At 68.4% G+C, this 22,328-nt stretch carries 20 protein-coding genes and 1 rRNA gene; 16 read left to right on the top strand and 5 right to left on the bottom strand.

Annotated features, from left to right (window positions below):
- Window positions 1-49 precede the first annotated feature (49 nt).
- Window positions 50-1,015 carry a quinone oxidoreductase family protein gene (locus AC1DDH_RS18335; protein WP_476956023.1) on the bottom strand — a complete coding sequence of 322 codons (966 nt, stop codon included), beginning with the start codon at window positions 1,013-1,015 and terminating at the stop codon, window positions 50-52.
- A gap of 164 nt (window positions 1,016-1,179) precedes the next feature.
- Window positions 1,180-2,283: a fatty acid desaturase family protein gene (locus tag AC1DDH_RS18330; protein WP_476956022.1), complete on the bottom strand. Its 1,104-nt coding sequence runs from the start codon at window positions 2,281-2,283 to the stop codon at window positions 1,180-1,182.
- 186 nt (window positions 2,284-2,469) lie between these two features.
- Between AC1DDH_RS18330 and argC the strand changes: the two genes are divergently transcribed.
- The 10 genes from argC to AC1DDH_RS18280 all read left to right on the top strand — a co-directional run bounded on the left by argC (window position 2,470) and on the right by AC1DDH_RS18280 (window position 12,967).
- Window positions 2,470-3,513: an N-acetyl-gamma-glutamyl-phosphate reductase gene (gene argC, locus AC1DDH_RS18325; RefSeq protein ID WP_476956021.1), complete on the top strand. Its 1,044-nt coding sequence runs from the start codon at window positions 2,470-2,472 to the stop codon at window positions 3,511-3,513.
- Window positions 3,510-4,676, top strand: coding sequence for a bifunctional glutamate N-acetyltransferase/amino-acid acetyltransferase ArgJ (argJ, locus tag AC1DDH_RS18320; protein ID WP_476859019.1), 1,167 nt, complete (start codon window positions 3,510-3,512; stop codon window positions 4,674-4,676). Before argC ends, argJ begins: the two co-directional genes overlap by 4 nt.
- Window positions 4,677-4,748: 72 nt before the next feature.
- Window positions 4,749-5,681 carry an acetylglutamate kinase gene (gene argB, locus AC1DDH_RS18315; protein ID WP_476956020.1) on the top strand — a complete coding sequence of 311 codons (933 nt, stop codon included), beginning with the start codon at window positions 4,749-4,751 and terminating at the stop codon, window positions 5,679-5,681.
- Window positions 5,682-5,830: 149 nt separating this feature from the next.
- Entirely contained in the window at window positions 5,831-7,126 is a 1,296-nt protein-coding gene (locus AC1DDH_RS18310; protein WP_476956045.1) for an acetylornithine transaminase, read from the top strand.
- Window positions 7,123-8,166 (top strand): ornithine carbamoyltransferase, encoded by a 1,044-nt coding sequence (gene argF, locus AC1DDH_RS18305; protein ID WP_476956019.1) that lies wholly within the window; start codon window positions 7,123-7,125, stop codon window positions 8,164-8,166. The genes AC1DDH_RS18310 and argF overlap by 4 nt, the downstream gene beginning before the upstream one ends.
- Entirely contained in the window at window positions 8,166-8,696 is a 531-nt protein-coding gene (locus AC1DDH_RS18300) for an arginine repressor (protein ID WP_079551248.1), read from the top strand. Before argF ends, AC1DDH_RS18300 begins: the two co-directional genes overlap by 1 nt.
- Before the next feature lie 107 nt (window positions 8,697-8,803).
- Entirely contained in the window at window positions 8,804-10,009 is a 1,206-nt protein-coding gene (locus AC1DDH_RS18295; protein WP_028277269.1) for an argininosuccinate synthase, read from the top strand.
- A 5-nt stretch (window positions 10,010-10,014) separates the two neighbouring features.
- A complete protein-coding gene (gene argH / locus AC1DDH_RS18290; protein ID WP_476849479.1) occupies window positions 10,015-11,442 on the top strand; it encodes an argininosuccinate lyase in 1,428 nt (475 codons plus the stop codon).
- A gap of 193 nt (window positions 11,443-11,635) precedes the next feature.
- The gene (locus tag AC1DDH_RS18285; RefSeq protein ID WP_476932164.1) at window positions 11,636-12,172 is read left to right on the top strand and encodes a pyridoxine/pyridoxamine 5'-phosphate oxidase; all 537 of its coding nucleotides are present in this window, start codon (window positions 11,636-11,638) and stop codon (window positions 12,170-12,172) included.
- Between the two features lie 57 nt (window positions 12,173-12,229).
- Window positions 12,230-12,967 (top strand): maleylpyruvate isomerase family mycothiol-dependent enzyme, encoded by a 738-nt coding sequence (locus tag AC1DDH_RS18280; protein ID WP_230010643.1) that lies wholly within the window; start codon window positions 12,230-12,232, stop codon window positions 12,965-12,967.
- A gap of 91 nt (window positions 12,968-13,058) precedes the next feature.
- Here the strand turns inward: AC1DDH_RS18280 and AC1DDH_RS18275 are convergent, their stop codons facing one another.
- A complete protein-coding gene (locus AC1DDH_RS18275) occupies window positions 13,059-13,577 on the bottom strand; it encodes a methylated-DNA--[protein]-cysteine S-methyltransferase (RefSeq protein ID WP_223917255.1) in 519 nt (172 codons plus the stop codon).
- Window positions 13,574-15,121 (bottom strand): AlkA N-terminal domain-containing protein, encoded by a 1,548-nt coding sequence (locus AC1DDH_RS18270; protein ID WP_476932163.1) that lies wholly within the window; start codon window positions 15,119-15,121, stop codon window positions 13,574-13,576. Before AC1DDH_RS18270 ends, AC1DDH_RS18275 begins: the two co-directional genes overlap by 4 nt.
- A gap of 90 nt (window positions 15,122-15,211) precedes the next feature.
- Here AC1DDH_RS18270 and AC1DDH_RS18265 point away from each other — a divergent pair, with 90 nt between their 5' ends.
- Both AC1DDH_RS18265 and AC1DDH_RS18260 read left to right on the top strand, forming a co-directional pair.
- Window positions 15,212-15,901 (top strand): DNA-3-methyladenine glycosylase, encoded by a 690-nt coding sequence (locus AC1DDH_RS18265; RefSeq protein ID WP_476859013.1) that lies wholly within the window; start codon window positions 15,212-15,214, stop codon window positions 15,899-15,901.
- Window positions 15,902-15,974: 73 nt separating this feature from the next.
- Window positions 15,975-16,673 (top strand): hypothetical protein, encoded by a 699-nt coding sequence (locus tag AC1DDH_RS18260; RefSeq protein WP_476956018.1) that lies wholly within the window; start codon window positions 15,975-15,977, stop codon window positions 16,671-16,673.
- Here the strand turns inward: AC1DDH_RS18260 and AC1DDH_RS18255 are convergent.
- Window positions 16,634-17,260 carry a GNAT family N-acetyltransferase gene (locus tag AC1DDH_RS18255; protein WP_476956017.1) on the bottom strand — a complete coding sequence of 209 codons (627 nt, stop codon included), beginning with the start codon at window positions 17,258-17,260 and terminating at the stop codon, window positions 16,634-16,636. The two genes, AC1DDH_RS18260 and AC1DDH_RS18255, sit on opposite strands and share 40 nt — an antisense overlap.
- Before the next feature lie 187 nt (window positions 17,261-17,447).
- Between AC1DDH_RS18255 and AC1DDH_RS18250 the strand changes: the two genes are divergently transcribed.
- The 4 genes from AC1DDH_RS18250 to AC1DDH_RS18235 form a co-directional block, all read left to right on the top strand.
- Window positions 17,448-17,969, top strand: coding sequence for an adenine phosphoribosyltransferase (locus AC1DDH_RS18250; protein WP_476956044.1), 522 nt, complete (start codon window positions 17,448-17,450; stop codon window positions 17,967-17,969).
- A gap of 147 nt (window positions 17,970-18,116) precedes the next feature.
- Window positions 18,117-20,345 (top strand): HelD family protein, encoded by a 2,229-nt coding sequence (locus tag AC1DDH_RS18245; protein WP_476849486.1) that lies wholly within the window; start codon window positions 18,117-18,119, stop codon window positions 20,343-20,345.
- Window positions 20,346-20,405: 60 nt separating this feature from the next.
- Window positions 20,406-21,719, top strand: coding sequence for a tyrosine--tRNA ligase (gene tyrS, locus AC1DDH_RS18240; protein WP_230007239.1), 1,314 nt, complete (start codon window positions 20,406-20,408; stop codon window positions 21,717-21,719).
- A gap of 533 nt (window positions 21,720-22,252) precedes the next feature.
- Window positions 22,253-22,328 (top strand): 16S ribosomal RNA (locus AC1DDH_RS18235); the annotation flags it as partial.

Genomic DNA, 22,328 nt, shown 5'->3' with positions numbered 1-22,328 from the left:
CAGGAGATGAACGGATGGTGTTGCCGTACGGCTTGGGGGTCCGTGCAGCCTAGGGGACGAGGATGACTTTGCCGGTGGTGCGGCGCTGTTCAAGGTCCTCGTGGGCACGGGCTGCCTCGCCGAGAGGATAGCGTGCGCCGATCCTGACCTTGAGGCTGCCGTCGGCAGCGGCGGCGAAGACTTCGTCGGAGCGCCAGCGGCGTTCCCGGGCGTCGCGCAGGTAGTGGCCCATGGTGGGCCGCGTGAGGTACAACGAGCCGCCGGCGTTGAGCCGCTGCGGGTCGAACGGCGGGACCGGGCCGGACGCTGCGCCGAAGAGGACCAGCATGCCCCGGATGCGCAGGGACGCCAGGGAGGCGTCGAAAGTGTCTTTTCCGACGCCGTCGTACACCACATCCGCGCCCGTGCCGTTGGTCAGATCCCGGACCCGGTCGGCCAAACCGTCGTAGCGCAGCACGTGGTCGGCGCCGGCGTCGCGGGCCAGCTGCTCTTTCGCGTCAGTCGAAACGGTGGTGATGACGTTGGCGCCCCTGGCCTTGAGCAACTGGATCATCAGGAGCCCCACACCGCCGGCGCCGGCGTGGAGCAGCACGGTGTGGCCGGACTCGACCTTGAAGGTGGAGTTGATCAGGTAGTGGGCCGTCACGCCCTGCAAAGGCAGCGCCGCGGCGGTGAAATCATCCAGGCCGTCGGGAACCGGGAGGGCCTTGTCCTCATCGACGAGCGCGTAGCCGGCGTAGCAGTCAGCGCCCTCGGCCGTGGCCACCCGGTCACCGGGAGCAAACCCGGTGACGGCGTCGCCGACCTCCTCCACGGTGCCCGCGGCCTCGGAGCCGGGCGTGAAGGGGTAGCTGACCTTGTAGACGCCGCTGCGCTTGTAGGTGTCAATGAAGTTCACGCCCGCGGCCGCGACCTTGACCAGCAGCTGGCCGGGCCCGGGAACGGGCCGGGCTGTCTTGTCGAGTTCGAGGACCTCGGGGCCGCCGGCCTGGCGGGCGACGATTGCGTGCATCATGTGGCTCCTTTTCCGGGCGGGGAATTCTGTCCCGGTCCCTGGGTCCATCCTAGGGACACCGGGGGTAACCATGAAGGGGCCTTCCGTAACCAGCCGTCACGTGATGTTTGGGCCGACGTTGCCAGGAGGTGGCAGGTCCTGCGCGGCCGCCGGCGGTCCGTCCTTTAGTAGCGGCGGGATACCGTTGCCATCGGGCATTCGAAGTGGCGGCCGGCGGCGAGTCCGACGTCGTTGAGGTAGCGGACAATGATGGCGTACGACTGCATCAGCGTGGTTTCCGTGTACGGGACCTGGTGCTTGGCGCAGTACTCGCGGACGATCTTGGCGGCCTGGTGCAGCTGCGGGCGGGCCATGTCCGGGAAGAGGTGGTGTTCGGCCTGGCGGTTGAGGCCGCCGAGCAGGATGTCCATGAAGCGGCCGCCCGAGATGTTCCGGGACGTCAGGACCTGGCGGCTGAAGAAGTCCACCCGGCTGTCCGCCGGCAGCACCGGCATGCCCTTGTGGTTCGGCGCGAAGGACGCGCCCATGTAGAAGCCGAACACGGCCAGTTGGACGCCGATGAAGGCGAACGCCATGCCCAGCGGCAGGAAGGTGAACGCGAGGACCGGCAGGAGGCTGAGCCGGACCGCGAGGATCGGGATTTCGACCCAGCGGTGCGTGACCTTGGCCCGGCGGACGATGAATTTCACGGAATCGATCTGCAGTCCCAGGCCCACCAGGAACAGGAGCGGGAAGAAGAACCAGCCCTGCTTGCGGGTCAGGAACGCGAGGCGTCCCTGGCGGTCGGCTACGGCTTCGGGGTGGAAGGCGATGGGGCCGGGCGCGATGTCCGGGTCCTTGGAGATGACGTTCGGGTGGTTGTGGTGCGCGCCGTGCTTCTGCTCCCACCAGGAGTAGCTGATCCCGGCCACGGAGGTGGCGAGCAGGCGTGCTGCCCAGTCGTTGGCGCGGCGGGACGCGAAGATCTGCCGGTGCCCGGCCTCGTGGGCCAGGAAACTCAACTGCGTGCAGATGATGCCCAGGGCGGCGGCGATCAGGAGCTGGAACCAGCTGTCACCGATCAGCGCGAACCCGAACCAGGTGGCGGCCATCAGGAGCACCAGGCTGGCGAACACCGTGATGTAGAACCCGACGCGCCGTTCGAGGAGGCCGGCCGTCTTCACGCTCTTGAGGAGTTCCGAATAGCTCAGGACCACGGCGTTGGGCTGCCGGACCCGCGATGGCGGCCGCGCCGGCGTTTCGGCGGGAAGGGTGGAAGTGGCGGTCATAGGGCGCTTGCCTCGTCACGGTTACGGGCAACGCTGCAGCTGACATTCGCAGCTGCACGGTCTGGATCACCCTTTACCAAGCATACGCCCCCGGGTTTCCGCGGCGCCGTTCGGGAGCTTTGGACACACGCCCATCGATGCATAAATATCGGCATCTATGCATACTCTTGCTGTATAGTCGTGCTTATGACTATTTCTGTTGCCGTTTCCGGGGCTAGCGGCTATGCCGGCGGCGAGGTCCTGCGGCTCCTCGCCGGTCATCCCGACGTCACCATCGGCGCCATCACGGCCCACAGCAACGCCGGTTCCAGACTAGGGGAATTGCAGCCGCATCTCCATGGCCTCGCGGACCGGATCCTCGAAGACACCACCGTGGATAACCTGGCCGGCCACGACGTCGTTTTCCTGGCGCTTCCGCACGGGGCATCCGCGGAGATCGCGGCGCAGCTGCCCGCCGGGACCCTGGTCATCGACGCCGGCGCGGACCACCGCCTCGAGGACCCGGCGGCCTGGGAGAAGTTCTACGGGTCGGCCCACGCCGGAACCTGGCCGTACGGCCTCCCGGAACTGCCCGGCCAGCGCGATGCCCTCCGCGGCGCCACCCGGATCGCCGTCCCCGGCTGCTACCCGACCTCGGCCCTGCTGGCCCTCACTCCCGGCTTCAGCAACCAGCTGCTGGAGGGCGACGACGTCGTGATCGTCTCCGCCTCCGGCACCTCAGGGGCCGGCAAAGCTGCCAAGGTCAACCTGATCGGCGCCGAAGTCATGGGCTCCATGAGCCCCTACGGGGTCGGCGGGGGACACCGGCACACCCCCGAGATCGAACAGGGACTCTCCAAAGCGCTGGGGGCCCCGGTCACCGTCTCCTTCACGCCCACGCTGGCGCCGATGAGCCGCGGCATCCTCACCACGGCGACCGCCAAGGTGCGGCAGCAGCCAGGCCGCAGAGTCACTGCCGCAGACCTGCGTGCCGCCTGGGCCGAAGCCTACGACGACGAACCGTTCGTGCACCTGCTCCCCGAGGGGCAGTGGCCCTCCACGAAATCGGTCCAGGGATCGAACCACACGGTCATGCAGCTCGCCTTCGATGAGCACACCGGCCGCGTGATCGTGTGCTGCGCCATCGACAACCTCACCAAGGGGACCGCCGGCGGGGCCGTGCAGTCCATGAACCTAGCCCTCGGCCTGGCGGAAACCGCCGGCCTCAACCTCCAGGGAGTCGCACCGTGAGCATCACCGCACCGCAGGGATTCCGCGCCGCCGGCGTGACGGCCGGGCTCAAGGCTTCCGGCAAGCCGGATGTGGCCCTCGTGGTCAACGACGGCCCGTTCAAAGCCGCCGCGGCGGTCTTCACGTCCAACCGCGTCGCCGCGGCCCCCGTGCACTGGTCCCGGGAAGTGGTCAAGGACGGCCGCGTGGATGCCGTGATCCTCAACTCCGGCGGGGCCAACGCCTGTACCGGGCCCCAGGGGTTCCAGAACACGCACACCACCGCGGAGAAGACCGCCGAAGCCCTCGGCGTCTCCGCCACCGACGTCGTGGTCTGCTCCACCGGACTGATCGGCGAGCAGCTCCCCATGGAGAAAATCCTGGCCGGGATCGGTTCCGCCACCGCAGCCCTGGCCGCGGACGGCGGCCCCGCGGCGGCCACCGCGATCATGACCACGGATTCGGTGTCCAAGCAGGCCGTCTTCACCGGCACGGCCGCGGACGGCACGCAGTTCACCATCGGCGGCATGGCCAAGGGCGCCGGCATGCTGGCCCCGGGCCTGGCCACCATGCTGGTGGTCCTCACCACGGACGCCGACGTCCCGCCGGACGTGCTCGACGCCGAACTCCGCAACGCCACGCGGCTCACCTTCGACCGGGCGGACTCGGACGGCTGCATGTCCACCAACGACACCGTGGTGCTGCTCGCCTCCGGCGCCTCCGGTGCCGCGCCGTCCGCCGCCGACTTCGGCGCCGGCCTGACCCAGGTCTGCGCCGAGCTGGCCCGGAAACTGATCGGCGACGCCGAGGGCGCCAGCCACGACATCGCGATCCGGACGTTCAACGCCGCGAGCGAGCGGGACGCCGAAATCGTCAGCCGCGCCGTCGCCCGCTCCAACCTGTTCAAGACCGCGATCTTCGGCAAGGACCCCAACTGGGGCCGCGTGCTGTCCGCCGTCGGCACCACCGACGCGGCCTTCGAACCGGACCAGCTGAACGTGTCCATGAACGGTGTGCAGATCTGCCGCAACGGCAGCATCGGCGATGACCGCAACCTCGTGGACCTCGAACCGCGCGAGGTCCTGGTCGAAATCGACCTGCAGGCCGGTACAGCCGAGGCCACGATCCTCACCAACGACCTCACCCACGACTACGTCCACGAAAACAGCGCCTACTCCAGCTGACCTCCCCGGAGGGATGAACAGCAGGGATGAACAGTAGGGATGAACAGCAGGGACGAACAGAGGACGAACAGCATGAACACCCAGACCCGCGAGACCACCTCCCAGTCCGACGCCCGGGACAAAGCCGCCACGCTGATCGAGGCGCTGCCCTGGATCCAGCGCTTTGCCGGCAGCACCATGGTGATCAAGTACGGCGGCAATGCCATGGTCAACGACGAGCTCCGCCGCGCCTTCGCCGAGGACGTCGTGTTCCTGCACCACGTCGGCATCCACCCCGTGGTGGTGCATGGCGGCGGCCCGCAGATCAACGCCATGCTCAGCCGGCTCGGGATCGAATCCGAATTCAAGGGCGGGCTGCGTGTCACCACGCCCGAGGCCATGGACGTGGTCCGGATGGTCCTCACCGGCCAGGTGGGACGCGAACTCGTGGGCCTGATCAACTCCCACGGCCCGTACGCCGTCGGGATGTCCGGCGAAGACGGCGGCCTGCTCCGCGCCGTCCGCACCGGCACCGTGGTGGACGGCGAAGAGGTGGACCTGGGCCTGGTGGGCGAGGTGGTCGGGGTGAACCCGGAAGGCATTGAGGACATCCTCGCGGCCGGCCGGATTCCTGTGATCTCCACCGTCGCCCCGGAAATCCACGACGACGGATCCACCACGGGGCAGGTACTTAATGTGAACGCGGACACGGCGGCGGCCGCGGTCGCGTCGGCCCTGGGTGCCTCCAAGCTGGTCATCCTGACCGATGTCGAAGGCCTCTACGCCAACTGGCCGGACAGGTCATCGCTCATTTCGTCGCTGACGGCGTCGGAGCTGCGCGAGATGCTGCCGCGCCTTGAGTCCGGCATGATCCCGAAGATGGCGGCGTGCCTGAAGGCCATTGACGACGGCGTCGAGCGCGCCCACATCGTGGACGGCCGCCTGCCGCACTCGATGCTCCTGGAAACCTTTACGACCGCCGGCATCGGCACCCAGGTCGTCCCCGACGAGGAAGTGAACGCATAGTGAGCAGCACTGAACTGAGCCATTTCGCTGAAGGCCGCAGCAGCGATGGGGGGCCGGGTGTGGTCGGGCACCGCGGAGGGCCCACGGCCTCCGGGGTCCCCGTCCGAGCTGGCGAGGAGGGGGTGAGGCCGGGGACGGGCGGGGCCCCCATCGCTGCGGAGACCGCCGCAACCACAATCGTTTCCAGCCGCAGCGGAGCCGAGTGGCTGTCCCGCTACTCGTCCTCGCTGCTGGGCGTCTTCGGCACCCCGCAGCGGGTCCTGGTCCGCGGCGCCGGCTGCCTCGTGTGGGACGCCGACGGCAAGGAATACCTGGACCTGCTCGGCGGCATCGCGGTGAACGCCCTCGGCCACGCCCACCCGTTCGTGACCTCGGTGATCTCCAGCCAGCTGGCCACCCTGGGCCATGTCTCGAACTTCTTCACGAGCCCCACCCAGATCGCCCTGGCCGAGAAGCTGCTGGAACTGTCCAAGGCCCCGGCCGGCTCCAAGGTGTTCTTCGCCAACTCCGGCACCGAAGCCGTCGAGGCGGCCTTCAAGCTGGCGCGCCGTAACAGTGGCGCCAGCCAGTCCGCGGCCGCGGAGAATACTGTCGCGGAAAAAACAGCGAAGCCGCGCACCAAGATCATCGCGCTCGAAGGCGCCTTCCACGGGCGCACCATGGGCGCCCTCGCGCTGACCTCCAAGGAGGCCTACCGGGCGCCGTTCGCGCCGCTGCCCGGCGGCGTCGTGCATGTCCCGTTTGGTGACATCGAGGCCCTCCGCGCCGCCATTGATGAGACCACCGCTGCCGTCTTCCTCGAACCGATCCAGGGTGAGGCCGGCGTCCGGCCGCTGCCTGCCGGCTACCTCAAGGCGGCCCGCGAGGCCACGAGCGCGGCGGGCGCCCTGCTGATCCTCGACGAGGTCCAGACCGGCATCGGCCGCACCGGCAAGTGGCTGGCCAGCGAGGACGCCGGAATCGTGCCCGACGCCGTGACCCTCGCCAAGGGCCTGGGCGGCGGTTTCCCGGTCGGCGCGCTCGTCACGTTCGGCCCGGAAACGTCTGCTCTGCTGACCGCCGGCCAGCACGGGACGACCTTCGGCGGCAACCCGGTGGCCACCGCCGCCGCCCTCGCCACCCTGCACGTCCTGGAAAACCAGGACATCCTGGCCCACGTCCGGAACCTGGGGGAGCATCTGCGCGCCCGCCTCGCCGGAATCGCCGGCGTGACAGAGGTCCGCGGCGAGGGGCTGCTGATCGGCTTCGACCTCGACGCCGACGTCGCCCCGGGCGTCGTGGCCGCCGGCCTCGACGCCGGGTTCATCGTCAACAGCCCGGGCCCGCGCACCATCCGGCTGGCGCCCCCGCTGATCCTGACCACCGAGCAGGCAGACCTTTTCCTGGCCGCCCTGCCGGCACTGCTCGAGACCGCCAAGACCAACGCTGCAAAGGACGCCAAGTGACCGCCGCCGTGACCGCCTCAGTGCCCACCCGCCATTTCCTCAAGGACACGGACCTCAGCCCGGCCGAGCAGGCCGAGGTCCTCGAGCTCGCCGTCCGGATGAAGGCCGCGCCCTACAGCGTGCAGCCCTTCGCCGCAGACGGCAACGGCCGCCGGACGGTGGCCGTCATCTTCGACAAGACCTCCACCCGGACCAGGGTCTCCTTCGCCACCGGCATCGCGGACATGGGCGGCAACGCGCTCATCATCAACCCCGGCGAGGCGCAGATCGGGCACAAAGAATCGGTCGAGGACACTGCCAAGGTGCTCGAACGCATGGTCTCCACCATTGTGTGGCGCACCGGCGCGCACGCCGGGCTCGTCGCCATGGCCGAGAACTCCCGCGTTCCGGTCATCAACGCCCTGTGCGATGACTACCACCCATGCCAGCTCCTGGCCGATCTGCTGACCGTCAAGGAACACAAAGGCTCGCTCCAGGGCCTGACCATGGCCTACCTGGGCGACTCGGCCAACAACATGGCCAACTCCTACCTGCTGGCCGGCGTGACTGCGGGCATGAACGTCCGCGTCGCCGGACCGGAGGGCTACCTGCCGTCGCCGGAGATCATCGCCGCCGCCGAGGACCGTGCCGCGGAGACCGGCGGCTCGGTGCTGGTGACGGTTGACGCCGCCGAAGCGCTCCTGGGCGCCGACGTCGTCGCGACCGACACGTGGGTGTCCATGGGCCAGGAGGCGGAGAAGGAAGCGCGGATGAAGCTGTTCCGCGCCTATTCCGTGGATGCCGACGCGATGAAGCTCGCGGCGCCGGACGCCGTCGTGCTGCACTGCCTCCCGGCCTACCGGGGCTACGAGATCGCCGCGGACGTCATTGACGGCCCGCAGTCGGTGGTCTGGGACGAGGCCGAAAACCGGCTGCACGCGCAGAAGGCACTCATGGCCTGGCTCATGCACCGCTCCGGTCTGGCAGTGGTTGACGGTCTGGCGCCAGTCGGTGGGCTCGCGCCACTCGATGGGCCGGCACCGGTGGGCGGACCGGCCTGATGTCCGTCCAGCCAGCCTCTCCTGGGGCCAGCCCGGCCACCAAGACAGCCCGGCAGGCGCGGATCACGGCGATTCTCACGGGCGAATCTGTCCGTTCCCAGGCCGAGCTCGCGGCGCTGCTCGCGGACGACGGCGTCCAGGTCACCCAGGCCACGCTGTCACGAGACCTCGTGGAACTCGGCGCCGTCCGGGTCCGCGGCAAGGACGGCGTGCTGGTCTACGCCGTCCCGGGGGAGGGCGGCGAACGGGCGGCCAAGAGCGGCGTCACGCAGGAAATCCTCGACGCCCGGCTGACCCGGTTGTGCGGGGAACTGCTCGTCACCGCCGAGGCCTCCGCCAACCTCGTGGTGCTTCGGACCCCGCCGGGCGCCGCGAACTTCCTGGCCCTCGCCATCGACCACTCCGTAATGCCCTCGATCCTGGGCACCATCGCTGGGGACGACACCGTCCTGCTTGTCACCCGGGACCCCCTGGGCGGCGCGGACATCGCCGCACGCTTCCTGCAGTTCGCCGAGGAAGCCGGCCAATAAGCCACACCATGAGCCCTTCACAGGACCGGGCACCCGGGTGTGTGACAGGCTTGCAACAGAGCTTTTCCCAGGCTTAATGCATCACCAAACAACTAAGGAGCATTTCCGTGACTGAGCGTATTGTTCTGGCCTACTCCGGTGGCCTGGATACTTCCGTAGCCATCGGCTGGATCGGTGAAGCCACCGGCGCCGAGGTCATCGCCGTGGCGGTCGACGTCGGACAGGGCGGCGAATCGCTGGAGACCATCCGCCAGCGCGCGCTGGGCTGCGGCGCCGTCGAGGCCTACGTCGCCGACGCCAGCGACGAGTTCGCCAACGAGTACTGCGTGCCCACGCTGAAGGCCAACGCCCTCTACCAGGGCCACTACCCGCTGGTCTCCGCCATCTCCCGCCCGGTGATCGTCAAGCACCTGGTCAAGGCCGCCCGCGAATTCGGCGCCACCACCGTCGCCCACGGCTGCACCGGCAAGGGCAACGACCAGGTCCGCTTCGAAGTCGGCATCCAGACCCTCGGCCCGGACCTGAAGTGCATCGCCCCGGTCCGTGACCTCGCCCTGACCCGCGACAAGGCCATCGCCTTCGCCGAGGAAAAGGGACTGCCGATCGAGACCACCAAGAAGAACCCGTACTCGATCGACCAGAACGTCTGGGGCCGCGCCGTCGAAACCGGCTACCTCGAGGACATCTGGAACGCCCCCACCAAGGACATCTACGACTACACCGCCACCCCGGAATTCCCGCCGGCACCGGATGAGGTCACCATCTCCTTCGAAGCCGGCGTGCCGGTCGCGATCGACGGCGTCAAGGTCACCCCGCTGCAGGCCATCAAGGAACTCAACCGCCGCGCCGGTGCCCAGGGCGTGGGCCGGATCGACGTCGTCGAGGACCGCCTCGTGGGCATCAAGTCCCGCGAGATCTACGAGGCACCGGGCGCCATGGCGCTCATCACCGCGCACAAGCACCTCGAAGACATCACGATCGAGCGCGAGCAGGCCCGCTTCAAGGCGACCGTCGGCCAGCGCTGGGCCGAGCTGGTCTACGACGGCCAGTGGTTCTCGCCGCTCAAGCGCTCCCTCGACGCCTTCATCGAGGACACCCAGAAGTACGTCTCCGGCGACATCCGCATGGTGCTGCACGGCGGCCAGGCGATCGTCAACGGACGCCGCTCCGAGACCTCGCTCTACGACTTCGACCTTGCCACGTACGACACCGGCGACACGTTCGACCAGTCGATGGCGCGCGGCTTCATCGAGCTGTGGGGCATGTCCGCCAAGGTTGCCTCCGGCCGCGACATCCGCGTCGCAGGAGAGTAGCCCCTGTGGCTGAGCAAAAGTCTGAGGCTACAAATACGGGAGCGCTGTGGGGCGGCCGGTTCGCCGGTGGCCCAGCGGACGCCCTCGCCGCGCTGAGCAAGTCCACGCACTTCGACTGGCGGCTGGCCCGCTACGACATCGCCGGGTCCAAGGCGCACGCCCGCGTGCTGCACAAGGCCGGGCTGCTGGACGACGCCGAACTGGACGGCATGCTGGCCGCCCTGACGCAGCTGGATGAGGACGTCGCCTCCGGCGCCTACCTGCCGGCCGAGTCCGATGAGGACGTGCACGGTTCGCTCGAGCGTGGCCTGATCGAGCGCGCCGGTACCCAGCTCGGCGGCAAGCTCCGCGCCGGCCGGTCCCGCAACGACCAGGTGGCCACCCTGGGACGGATGTTCCTGCGCGACCACGCCCGGATCATCGCCCGCGGCGTGCTCGCCACGATTGACGCGCTCGTGGACCAGGCCAAGGCGCACAAGGGCGTGGCCATGCCCGGCCGCACCCACCTGCAGCACGCCCAGCCGGTACTGCTCAGCCACCACCTGCTGGCCCACGCATGGGCGCTGCTGCGCGACGTGCAGCGGCTGGCCGACTGGGATAAGCGCGCCGGGGTTTCGCCCTACGGCTCCGGTGCCCTGGCGGGCTCCTCGCTCGGCCTGGACCCCGAGGCCGTCGCCGCGGACCTGGGCTTCTTCTCGGCGACGCACAACTCGATCGACGGCACCGCCTCCCGCGACGTCTTCGCCGAGTTCGCCTGGATCACGGCCATGATCGGCGTGGACCTGTCCCGGGTTTCGGAGGAAGTGATCCTGTGGGCCACGAAGGAATTCTCCTTCGTCACCCTGCACGATTCCTACTCCACAGGCTCCTCGATCATGCCGCAGAAGAAGAACCCGGACGTGGCCGAACTCGCTCGCGGCAAGGCCGGCCGGCTGATCGGCAACCTGACCGGGCTGCTGGCCACCCTGAAGGGCCTGCCGCTCGCGTACAACCGCGACCTGCAGGAGGACAAGGAACCGGTCTTCGACGCCGCCGACACCCTGGAGGTCCTGCTCCCGGCAGTCTCCGGGATGATCGCGACGCTGAAGTTCAACACCGAACGGATGGAAGCGCTGGCTCCCCAGGGTTTCGCGCTGGCGACGGACATCGCCGAATGGCTGGTCCGCCAGGGTGTGCCGTTCCGCGAGGCGCACGAGCTCTCCGGCGCCGCGGTCAAGCAGGCCGAAAGCCGCGGCGTCGAGCTCTGGGACCTCACGGACGAGGAATACGCCGCCATCTCGGAGCACCTGACGCCGGAGGTCCGCACGGTCCTGTCCACCGAGGGTTCGCTCAACAGCCGGAACTCGCAGGGCGGCACCGCACCGGCCGCCGTCGAACGCCAGCTGCTGGCCCTCGAGGGCGAGCTCGCCGGTGTGCGCGAGTACGCGGGCTAATTAGCACACGCGAGAGGGGCCACGCGGGCAGGGTTCCCTGGCCGAGCTTGCGAGGCTAGGGTGCCGGTGGGGAGTTCCGGCAGCGTCTCGGCCGACGCTCCTGCATTGCCTGCAGGAGCGTCGGCGGATTTCTTGCCAAAAGTGAGCGAGCGTTGTGCGTTTGCCGCCGAAAACTCCCCGCTAGCATTGCGACATGAGCGAATCGTTCCGCCAACTGCTGCGTGCCCTGCCCGACTTCCCGGAAGTGCTCCCGGACTTCGACCCTGCGGCGGCGCCCGCGGACCCCGCGGAGCTGTTCCGGCTGTGGCTGGACGAGGCCCTGGCGGCCGGGGTGCCCCAGCCCAACGCGTGCAGCCTGGCCACCGCCGATGAGCACGGCCGGCCGTCGTCGCGGATGCTGATCCTGAAGGACATCGACGCCGACGGCTGGCACTTCGCAACCTCCAGGGAATCCCGCAAGGGCAAGGAACTCACGGCTAACCCGCATGCGGCGCTGAACTTCTTCTGGCAACAGCAGGGCCGCCAGGTCCGCGTGGCCGGGGACGTCGTGGAGCTGTCCGCGGAAGCCTCGGCCGCCGACTGGCGGGCCCGGCCCGGCGCCGACGGCAGCGAAAATGCAAACAATGAAAACACAGACTGGCAGCTCTACGCCCTCCGGCCGCGCGAAATCGAATTCTGGCAGGCCCGGCACGACCGCCGGCACATCCGGCGCCGCTACGCGCCCCGCTGACCGGGCATCGCTCAGTTAATCCGACTTAATCGGGTGGCTCGGTTTAGGATGGGCGCCATGACCTCAATCACACCAGAGAACCTTCGGGCAGAACTGCACCGCGCCGCCGGAGTCGTGGCCGGAATCGCCGCGAAACTGACGGAACAGGACATCAAAGCGCCGTCGGAACTGCCCGGCTGGAGCCGCGGCCACGTGCTGGCCCACATCTGCGGGATTGCCAACGCGATGGGCCGGCAGCTCGAATATGCCGCCCGCGGCGAGGGCGTCGAACTCTATGACGGCGGCTTCGAGGGGCGGAACCGCGCCATCGAGATGGCGGCCGGCCACAGCCTCGCGCAGCACCGGGCCGACCTCGACGCGGCGTTGGACCGGGCCCTGCGCGCCTTCGACTCCCTCGACGCGGCCGGCTGGCGTGAGCCCATCACCTACCGCGGGGGAGTCGTGTTCGACGGCGGCCTGGCACTGTGGCGCGAACTCGTCATCCATGCCGCCGACCTCGGCACCGGCCACGGACCGGAAACCTGGAGCCGCCCGTTCTGCGGGCACCTTTTCGATTTCCTCTCCGCGCGGGTACCCGAGGGCCAGCGCTTCGTGTTGCAGCCGCTTGGCCTGCCGGCGGTAGCCATCGGGAGCGGCGGAACATCGACCGTGATCAACGGCATGCTCACGGACATCGCCGCGTGGCTCGCCGGCCGCAACCCCACCCTCGGCAGCCTGCGCGCCACCGCCGCGGCCGACGGCGTCGACCTTCCGAAGCTGCTGCCCTGGCCTGCCGGCGTTCCGGTCAACAACTGAGCCCGCCCGGGTCCGGCAGGCCGTCCCTCGCACACGGTGCGCCGGTCAACAACTGAGCACGCCCGGGCCCGGCAGGCCTATGGAATAAGGCCTAGGGCCGTGCCGTCGCGAGGGCTGCTTCGCGTTCCCGGTCCAACAGGCTGCCCTTGACGGCCAGCCCCCAGCGGAAGCCGCCCAGGGTCCCGTCGGTGCGGATGACGCGGTGGCAGGGAACAAACAGTGCCGCCGCGTTGAAGGCGCAGGCACTGGCCGCCGCCCGGACGGCCTTGGCGTTGCCGGACAGCTCCGCATACTCCGTGTAGGTCACCGGGCGCCCCGGCGCGACCGTGCGCAGCACGTCCCAGGCATGGCTGCGGAACGGACCGGACTTCTGCAGCACCGGCACCCCCATGGCCGGCTCCGGATCGCCGGCATAGAACGCCTCCACGGCTTCGGAGATCCCGCCGAGCCCGGTGACGGTCTCGAATTCGGCCGGAAGCAGGTCAGCGTGGATCTGGCCGGTCAGCTCGCCGGGAACGGCGGTCCAGCCCGACGACAAGACAGCCCCGTCCCGGGCAATGATGGTGAACGGACCGTCCGGGGTGGACATGGTCAACAGCTGGGCTTTCATGGTTTCGCTTCCTTCGGAGTCTGCTTCGGAGTCTGCTTGTGGTTCTGCGTTGGAGCCTGCCTCGGCGGCAGGGACGGCTTGCGCGCCGCGGCCTGGGCAGCCGCTGCTGCGCGCCACAGGTGCATGGTGGCGTAGGAGCGCCAGGGGCTGACCTCACGGAAATCCGGGGTAAGTGTGGCGCCGTCGGGGGTCTCGGCGAGTGAACGGATACCGTTGCGGACCGCGGCGTCGTTGGCCAGGAACACATCCGGCGCGCCGATGACCCGCATCGCGACGTATCCCACGGTCCACGGCCCGACGCCGGACAGGGGCAGGAGTTTGGCCTCCAGCCCCTGCACGTCATCGCCGTAGCCGAAGTCGAGGTCGCCCGAGGCCATCGCCGCCGCGGCGTCCCGGACAGCATCGATCCGCCGCTGCGGGCCTCGGAGCAGTTCGAAGCCGGTCCCGGCGATCTGCTCGGCCGTCGGGAAAAGCCGGTGGAGGCCGTCGTCGGGCACCAGGCTCGCGCTTCCGACCGCGGAAAGCTGGACCAGGGCGGTCCGCGCGGCGGCCACGGTGATCTGTTGGCCGATCATCGCCCGGATCAGCAGTTCCTGCGGATCAACGGCGCCGGGCATCCGCATGCCCGGCGTGCGCGCCACCGCGGCGGCCAGCCGGGAGTCGGCCTCGAGGGCGGCATCGATGGCGACCGGATCGGCGTCCAGGTCCAGCAGCCGGCGGACCCTGCTCAGCAGGGCGGCCAGATCCCGGAGGTCGACGGCGCCGATGGTCAGCACGAGCGGACGCCCGGGCGCGCCGGCGTCGTAATCCACGCGGAAGCGGGCATCGCCGTGCGTCAGCCGCAGGGTCCGGGCGTAGGAAGTGGAGGTACCTTCCTCGATCCCGGGGATGGCGCGGACTGCCAAAAAATCAAAGACGCCCGGGTCGAACGGTTCGCGGTACGGAAGGTTGAGTGTGAGCGCTGTGGTCGCCGCGGGGGAGCGGTGATGCCTGGCTGTGGCCCGGAGCGCGGAAGGCGTCATCGCAAAGACCTCGCCGATGGTCTCGTTGAACTGGCGCACGCTGCTGAATCCGGCGGCGAAGGCGATGTCCGAGACTTTCATGGCGGTGGAGACCAGCAGGGTGCGGGCGGTCTGGGCGCGGCTCGCCCGCGCCAGGGACAGCGGGCCGGCGCCGAGTTCGTGGCTGAGGATCCGATTGAGCTGGCGCGAGGAGTATCCGAGCCGGGCCGCGAGCCCCTCGACGCCGTCGCGGTTGATCACGCCGTCATTGATGAGCCGCATGGCCCGGCCGGCGATATCGGAGCGCACGTTCCAGGCCGGCGTACCCGGCACGGCCTCGGGCAGGCAGCGTTTGCACGCACGGTAGCCGGCGTCGTGCGCCGCGGCGGACGTTTCATAGAACGTGACATTGTCCGCCTTGGGCGTCCGCGCGGGGCACGAGGGCCGGCAATAGATGCCGGTGGTCCGGACAGCTGTGTAGAACTGCCCGTCGAATCGGGTGTCCCGGGCATCGATTGCCCGGTAGCGCTGCCAGAAGTCCATCACCCCATCCTGCCAGCTTCGCGGAGCAGCTGCTAGCGGAATTCGGACACGGCCGTCCTCTCCTTCGGCGGTGTTTGTTAAAGTCTGAGCATGACTTCCAGCCCGCTTCCTGCCCAGTCCGGCGCGGCCGAGACCGTCCGCGAGCTGCTCTCGGCCGATGCCCGGCACGTGGCGCCGCTGATCCTCGGCGCGGTGCTGACGCACGACGGGCCCGGCGGATCCGTCTCGGTTCGGATTACCGAAGTGGAGGCATACCTGGGCCCGCATGATTCGCACCACCCTGACCCCGGGTCCCACACCTTTCGCGGCCAAACGGCCCGCAACGCCCCGATGTTCGGCCCGGCCGGCCACCTCTACGTGTATTTCACGTACGGGATGCACCATTGCGCCAATATCGTGTGCGGGCCCGAGGGCGTGGCATCGGCGCTCCTGCTGCGGGCCGGCGAAGTGGTCGCGGGACATGAGCTGGCGAGGGCCAGGCGGCCGACGTCGAAATCGGATGTCGACCTCGCGAGCGGGCCGGCCCGGCTGGCCACCGCGCTGGGACTGACGACGGCGGACAGCGGGCGGGATGCCCTCGCGCCGCCGTTCCGGCTGGAACCGGCCGCGTACCCGCCGGAGGGGGTCGCCGCGGGCATCAGCTCCGGTCCGCGCGTCGGCGTCTCCGGCGACGGCGGCAGCCACGAGTACCCCTGGCGGTTCTGGCTCAGCGGCGACCCGACCGTCTCCCGCTACAAGGCGGCAAAGCCGGCAAAGGCGCCAAGCGCCCGCGGCGCGTGAGGTAGCGGGCACTGTGTGCGCCCCGTTCCCGCGCCCTGATGCAGGCACGTGTGGTGGGGGATGATGGAGCAGTATGGGCGAGGGAAAGCGCGGAAAACCGGGCAGCGAGCTGGAGCGGCTCCAGATCTTCGCGGAGCTGGCCACCGAGTACTTCCGGATGGTGGAACTGTTCACCCCCGATGGCGGGCAGGTCGCGGCGGACTCCGTCGAAGCAGAGCGCCGGCACTGGATTGAGCTCTTCCGCGCGGCCCTGCTGCGCAAATTCATCGTTCCCGAAGAACACGTTTCGCTCAAACTCGTGGTGCGGGCGCTGCGCCTGTGCAACTACTCGGCGGACTCCCGGCTAGCCCAAGGCGCAGCGGAAGCGGCCGGGATGTTCACCAACGGCATGATCCGGGACCGCGAGGCGCTGATGGCCGAAATCGCCCTGGCCGACCATGACTTGTTCGAGGACGTCCTCTATGGACGGCTCCTTCACGGTGACGCCGACAGGTTCCGCCGGTCCGGATGGGCCGGGGACTACGCCCGGCTGAGCCGCGTGGCAGCCGGGCGGTTCGACGCCGAACGCGCGCTCCGAAAAGCGCTGGACATCGTCTCCTACGGGCTTGCCAACGAACTCCTGCGCCCGCCGGAGCCGGACTCCGTGCCTCCAGATGCCGGGCCTCCAGATGCCGTGCCTCCCGATGCCGGGCCTCCCGTTCATCCGGACGCCTTGCCTCCAGCGGCAGGGGATCAGGGGTTCCAGGTGGCTGCGAAGCTGCCCAGCGAGTAGCCGGCGCCGACGGCGAAGGGGGCGAGCCGGCGCCGCAGGTCCTCGCGCACGTGCGGCCACTCCTGCGAGAGGATCGAGAAGACGGCGGTGTCCGCGCGTCCCCCGCCTGGCGCCGCGCGGTGGCCGCGGAGGACCCCCTCGAATTGTGCGCCGAGGCGTTCGATCGCCGTCGCACTCCGGGTGTTGCGGGCGTCGCAGCGGAAAGCCACCCGGTCCACTTCCAGTACCTCATAGGCGTAGGCGAGGAGCATGTGCTTGCACGCCGGATTGACGTGGCTGCCCCAGAACTGCCGCCCGTAAAATGTTCCGCCGATTTCCAGGCGCTGCTGGTTCGGAACGTAGTCGCGGAGGGACGTCGTGCCCAGCAAGGCGCCGGTGCGCCCGTCCGTCACGGCGAACGGGATGGTGGCGGGATCCTCCAGCCGTGACCGGAACAGCGCCGCCAGCTCGCGGGCCGTCCCCGGCATCGGTGCCGCCATGCCTGCCCACATGCCGGCGTCCACAAAATCGAAGAGGCCTGCCGCATGGTGCGGGGCCAGCGGAACCAGCCGAACCCCATGGCCGGAGAGGACGATTTCGTGTCGCATTCGAGCATTCAATCACCGGCGGGATGGACAGGAGCGGCGAATCCGGCACCGACAGCGTGAACATTGGATGGCCGGTGGGTTGCCGGGGAGCTGGTGGGCAGGGAGGCCGGGGCCCGGGAGGCTTCCCGCTACCAGCCAGTAAGGTGGATGGGTGAATCAAAGCGACCCGAACCAGACGACGACTGCAATGCCGGTGGATGAGCTGATCAAGAGCCTGTGCGCCACCATCCCGGACTATCCCAAACCAGGGGTCAGCTTCAAGGACCTGACCCCGGTGTTCGCCGACGGCGCCGCCTTCGGGGCCGTCGTCGATTCCCTGGTGGGACCTTTCCAGGGCCAGTTCGACGCCGTCGCCGGAGTGGAGGCCCGCGGCTTCCTGCTCGCGGCGGCCGCCGCCTACGCCACCGGGACCGGGGTCATCACGGTCCGCAAGGCCGGCAAGCTTCCGCGCGAGGTGTTCTCCGAGGACTACGCCCTGGAGTACGGCACCGCCACCCTTGAGCTGCACACCACGGACCTGGCGCCGGGGAGCCGGGTGCTGATCCTCGACGACGTGCTCGCGACGGGCGGCACGCTCGGCGCCGCGGCGCGGCTGTTCGAGCGGTGCGGGATCCACGTGGCCGGCATCGGTGTGGTCATGGAACTCGACGATCTTGGCGGCCGCACGGCCCTGACCGGCCACAACGTCCGGTCCCTGTTGCGGATCTAGCGGGCCTGCCGGGCTGGACCATCCGGGACGTGTCGGTAGAATTCCCTGACGAAGACTGCCTTGGCATTGTTCGGCGACATGCAACAGCCGTGCCGCCGAAATGGCTGTAGAATGGTGGGTCTGTCTTTTTCGATAGGGGAACGTTCGATGCACGACGCTGATTTGGCCCATGAACGCGACTATGTGGCCGGACTTTACGCCCGGCTCGATGAGTTGCGGGCGGAGAAGCGCACCCAGCTGGCCCAGGTGCGCCGGGCCGGTGCCGTGGGCACCATGCAGAACGTTTCCGAACGTGATGCCTTCGCCGCCCTCTACGAGGACCGCCTCGCCCAGCTCGACGCCGTCGATGACCGGCTTGTGTTCGGCCGCCTGGACCTGGACTCCGGGGAGGCCCAGTACATCGGCCGCATCGGCTTGACCACCGAGGACCTGCAGCGGCTCATGGTGGACTGGCGTGCGCCCGAGGCCGGCCATTTCTACCAGGCCACGGCATTCGACCGGCAGGGCGTCCGCCGCCGCCGCCACCTGATCCTGCAGGGCCGCGAGGTCAAGGCAATCGAGGATGACGTGCTCGACGCCGGCATGCTCGCCGACAACGATTCGCTCCAGGGCGAGGGTGCCCTGCTGGCTGCCCTGAACTCCAAGCGGACGGGCCGGATGTCAGACATCGTCGGCACCATCCAGTCCGAGCAGGACCGGATCATCCGTTCCTCCATCTCCGGCGCCCTCGTGGTCCAGGGTGGCCCGGGCACGGGCAAGACCGCTGTCGCCCTGCACCGCGCCGCGTACCTGCTCTACACGCACCGGGACCGGCTCAAGAGCGCCGGCGTCCTGCTGGTGGGGCCGACGTCGTCCTTCATGAAGTACATCGAACGCGTGCTGCCCTCGCTCGGCGAGACCGGCGTCGTCATGGCGAGCCTGGGCCGGCTGATGCCCGGCATCACCGCCGTGGCCGAGCCGGACTCCGCCGTCGCCGCCATCAAGGGCCGGCTCGACATGGCCGAGGTGGTCGCCAACGCCGTGGCCAACCGGCAGCGCATTCCGGCCGGAAACCGGACCCTTGAGGTGGACGGCCGCAAACTGGTCCTCACACCCAGGCAGGTCCGCCGCGCCAAGGAGAGGGCGCGCGCCACGGGCAAACCGCACAACGAGGCCCGCGTCTCCTTCGTCAAGATCCTGCTTCGCGAATTGACCGAGCAGATGACGGAGCTGGTGGAGGCAGGCAACATCGGCAACAACGCCGACCGCTCGTACCTGGCGGAGGATGTCCGCTCGGCCCGGGATGTCCGGATCGCCCTGAACCTGTGCTGGATGCCGATGACCCCGGAGAAACTCGTGGGGGAGCTGCTCAGCAAGCCGGCCATCCTCGAGGCATGCACCCCGAACCTCAGCCCGGAAGAACGCGCGCTGCTGCTCCGCCCGGCCGATTCGCCCTGGACCGAGTCCGACGTACCGCTGCTGGACGAGGCTGCCGAATTGCTCGGCGAGCTTGATGCCGCAGCCGGGCGCGGCCTGGCGCAGCAGGAACAAGACCGGGCCCGCGACCTGGCCAACGCCAAGCAGACCCTGGTCAACATGGAAACCGCCGGTGTGGACGTCCTTGTCACGGCCGAAGACCTGGTGGACCAGAACCAGGAGCGTGAGACGCGGCTGACCGCTGCAGAGCGTGCCACCACGGACCGTTCCTGGGCCTTCGGGCACATTGTGGTGGACGAAGCGCAGGAGCTGTCACCCATGCAGTGGCGGTTGCTGGTCCGCCGCTGCCCGCTGAAGTCCTTTACGATCGTGGGCGACATCGCGCAGACCAGTTCTGTTGCCGGCGCCAACTCCTGGCACAGCGCCCTGGGCCCCATGTTCGGCGACCGCTGGCAGCTCGAAGAGCTGACCGTCAACTACCGCACCCCCTCCCAGATCGCCGAGGCCGCCGCCCGCATGGCGACCGCGGCCGGACTGGTGGTTTCGGCACCCAAGGCCGTGCGGGAAGGGCGCTGGTCCCCGGTCATCGACAAAGTCGGCCAGGGCCAGATCGTCAACAAGCTCGTCGAGGTGCTTCCGGAGGAACTGGACGCCATCGAGGGCGGCCTGCTGGCAGTCATCGCCGACGGCGGCCTTCTCCCCGAGGCCAGCGCGGCACTGCGGGCCGTGTACGGCCACCGGGTCGGGACGGGCGCCGGGAGTTACGCGCAGGACATCGTGGTGATCAGTCCCCGCGAGGCGAAGGGGCTGGAATTCGACGGCGTCGTGGTCCTGGAACCGACCGACATGCTCAACCACGAGCACGGCCGGGTGGGTGACCTGTACGTGGCCATGACCCGGCCCACCCAGCGCCTGCGGCTCATCGCCGCCGCCGGAGTCCCGGCAGGCATCGAGGAGTAGGCCCGGGCCGGCGGGCGTCACCTGCGCTGCGGCCCGGTTGATCCTGCTAACTTAGATTCCGTGTCCCAGCTAAATATTCTCGATGCCCAGCAGAACGATCCCAGCTTTGCCAATATCTGGCAGGAGCTGAAATGGCGCGGCCTTGTCCACGTCTCCACGGATGAGGCGGAGCTCGAAAAGCTCCTCGCCGGCGACCCCGTGACGTATTACTGCGGCTTCGATCCGACCGCGCCGAGCCTGCACCTGGGCAACCTGGTCCAGCTGCTGCTCATGCGCCGGATCCAGCTGGCCGGCCACAAGCCGCTCGGACTCGTGGGCGGCTCCACGGGCTTGATCGGTGATCCGCGTCCGACGGCGGAACGCACCCTGAACACCAAGGACACCGTGTCCGAGTGGGTGGGCTACCTTCAGGCCCAGGTCCGTCGGTTCCTGAGCTTCGAGGGCGACAACGCGGCCCGGATGGTCAACAACCTGGACTGGACGGCGCCCCTGAGCGCCATCGACTTCCTGCGCGAGATCGGCAAGCACTACCGTGTCGGCACCATGCTCCGCAAGGACGCCGTTGCCTCCCGCCTCAGTTCCGACGAAGGCATCAGCTACACGGAGTTCAGCTACCAGATCCTGCAGGGCATGGACTACCTTCAGTTGTTCCGCGACTACGGTTGCATGCTGCAGACCGGCGGCTCGGATCAGTGGGGCAACCTCACCAGTGGCACCGAGCTCATCCGCAAGGTTGAGGGCAAGCACGTCCACGCCCTGGGAACGCCGCTCATCACCAACTCTGACGGCACCAAGTTCGGCAAGAGCGAGGGCAACGCGATCTGGCTGGATCCAACCATGTGCAGCCCGTACGCGTTCTACCAGTTCTGGCTCAACACGGCGGACGCCGACGTCGCGGACCGACTCAAAGTGTTCACCTTCTTGAGCCGCGCCGAGATTGAGGAACTGGAGCTCGCGATCGCCGAACGGCCTTTCGCCCGCGAGGGCCAGCGAAAGCTGGCCTACGAGGTGACTTCGCTCGTCCATGGCGTGGACGCCACGGAGAAGGTCATTGCGGCTTCCGCCGCGGTGTTCGGCAACGGCGACCTCTCCGTACTGGACGAAGCGACACTGAAGGCGGCGACCTCCGAGCTGCCCTCCGCCACGGTTGACGCCGGCGCCCTGGGCATCATCGAGCTGCTGGTCGCCTCCGGTCTGTCTGAGAGCAAGTCCGCCGCCCGCCGCACTGTGGGGGAGGGCGGCGCCTACGTCAACAATGCGAAGGTATCTGACCCGGACGCCGTTATTGCGGCCAGCGAGTTGCTGCACGGGCGCTACCTGCTTCTGCGCCGGGGCAAGAAGAACCTGGCAACAGTGGAAGTCGCCGCGCCCTGACCAGCACGGGATCCTGACTGGTACCGGATCCTGACTGGTACCGAAAACGCACCTGCACGCTCCTTCCCGGCCGATTTGCACGGCCGGGGAGGAGCGTGTATTGTTTTCTGAGTTGCCGCCGTTGAGTGGTGACAAACCCCCACAAATGAGAAGCAATTCTTCATGCGCCAGGCGCACATAATGAAAATTGCTTCCATACTGCCGGGCGGATTCGCTCCGCAAAGCGAAATTCTGATGAAAATCGCGAATTTGCAAAGTGGAAATGAATGAAATAAGCTGTAAACATCGCAGCGAAGAAAAGCGGAATAAAGAATTCATGAAAATGAATTGTTTCGGCGAGTATTCGAATGTGTCTGTTGTTTGAGAACTCAATAGTGTGCCAAGTTTGTTGATACCAATTTATTGTATTGAATTGGTTGAATTTGCCGGGCCCGCCACCCCGTGGTGTGGTCTGGTGTTATTTGGCTGGTTTCAAATTTTGTGCAGCGTGTGYATCCCGTTTTCCCGGGGGCGCATGTTGTGTCTGTTTTACTTCAACGGAGAGTTTGATCCTGGCTCAGGATGAACGCTGGCGGCGTGCTTAACACATGCAAGTCGAACGATGATCCG

Source organism: Arthrobacter sp. 10T425 (assembly GCF_056393985.1).
The sequence above is the reverse complement of the archived record's forward strand: the minus strand, read 5'-3'. Positions and strand labels throughout refer to the sequence as shown.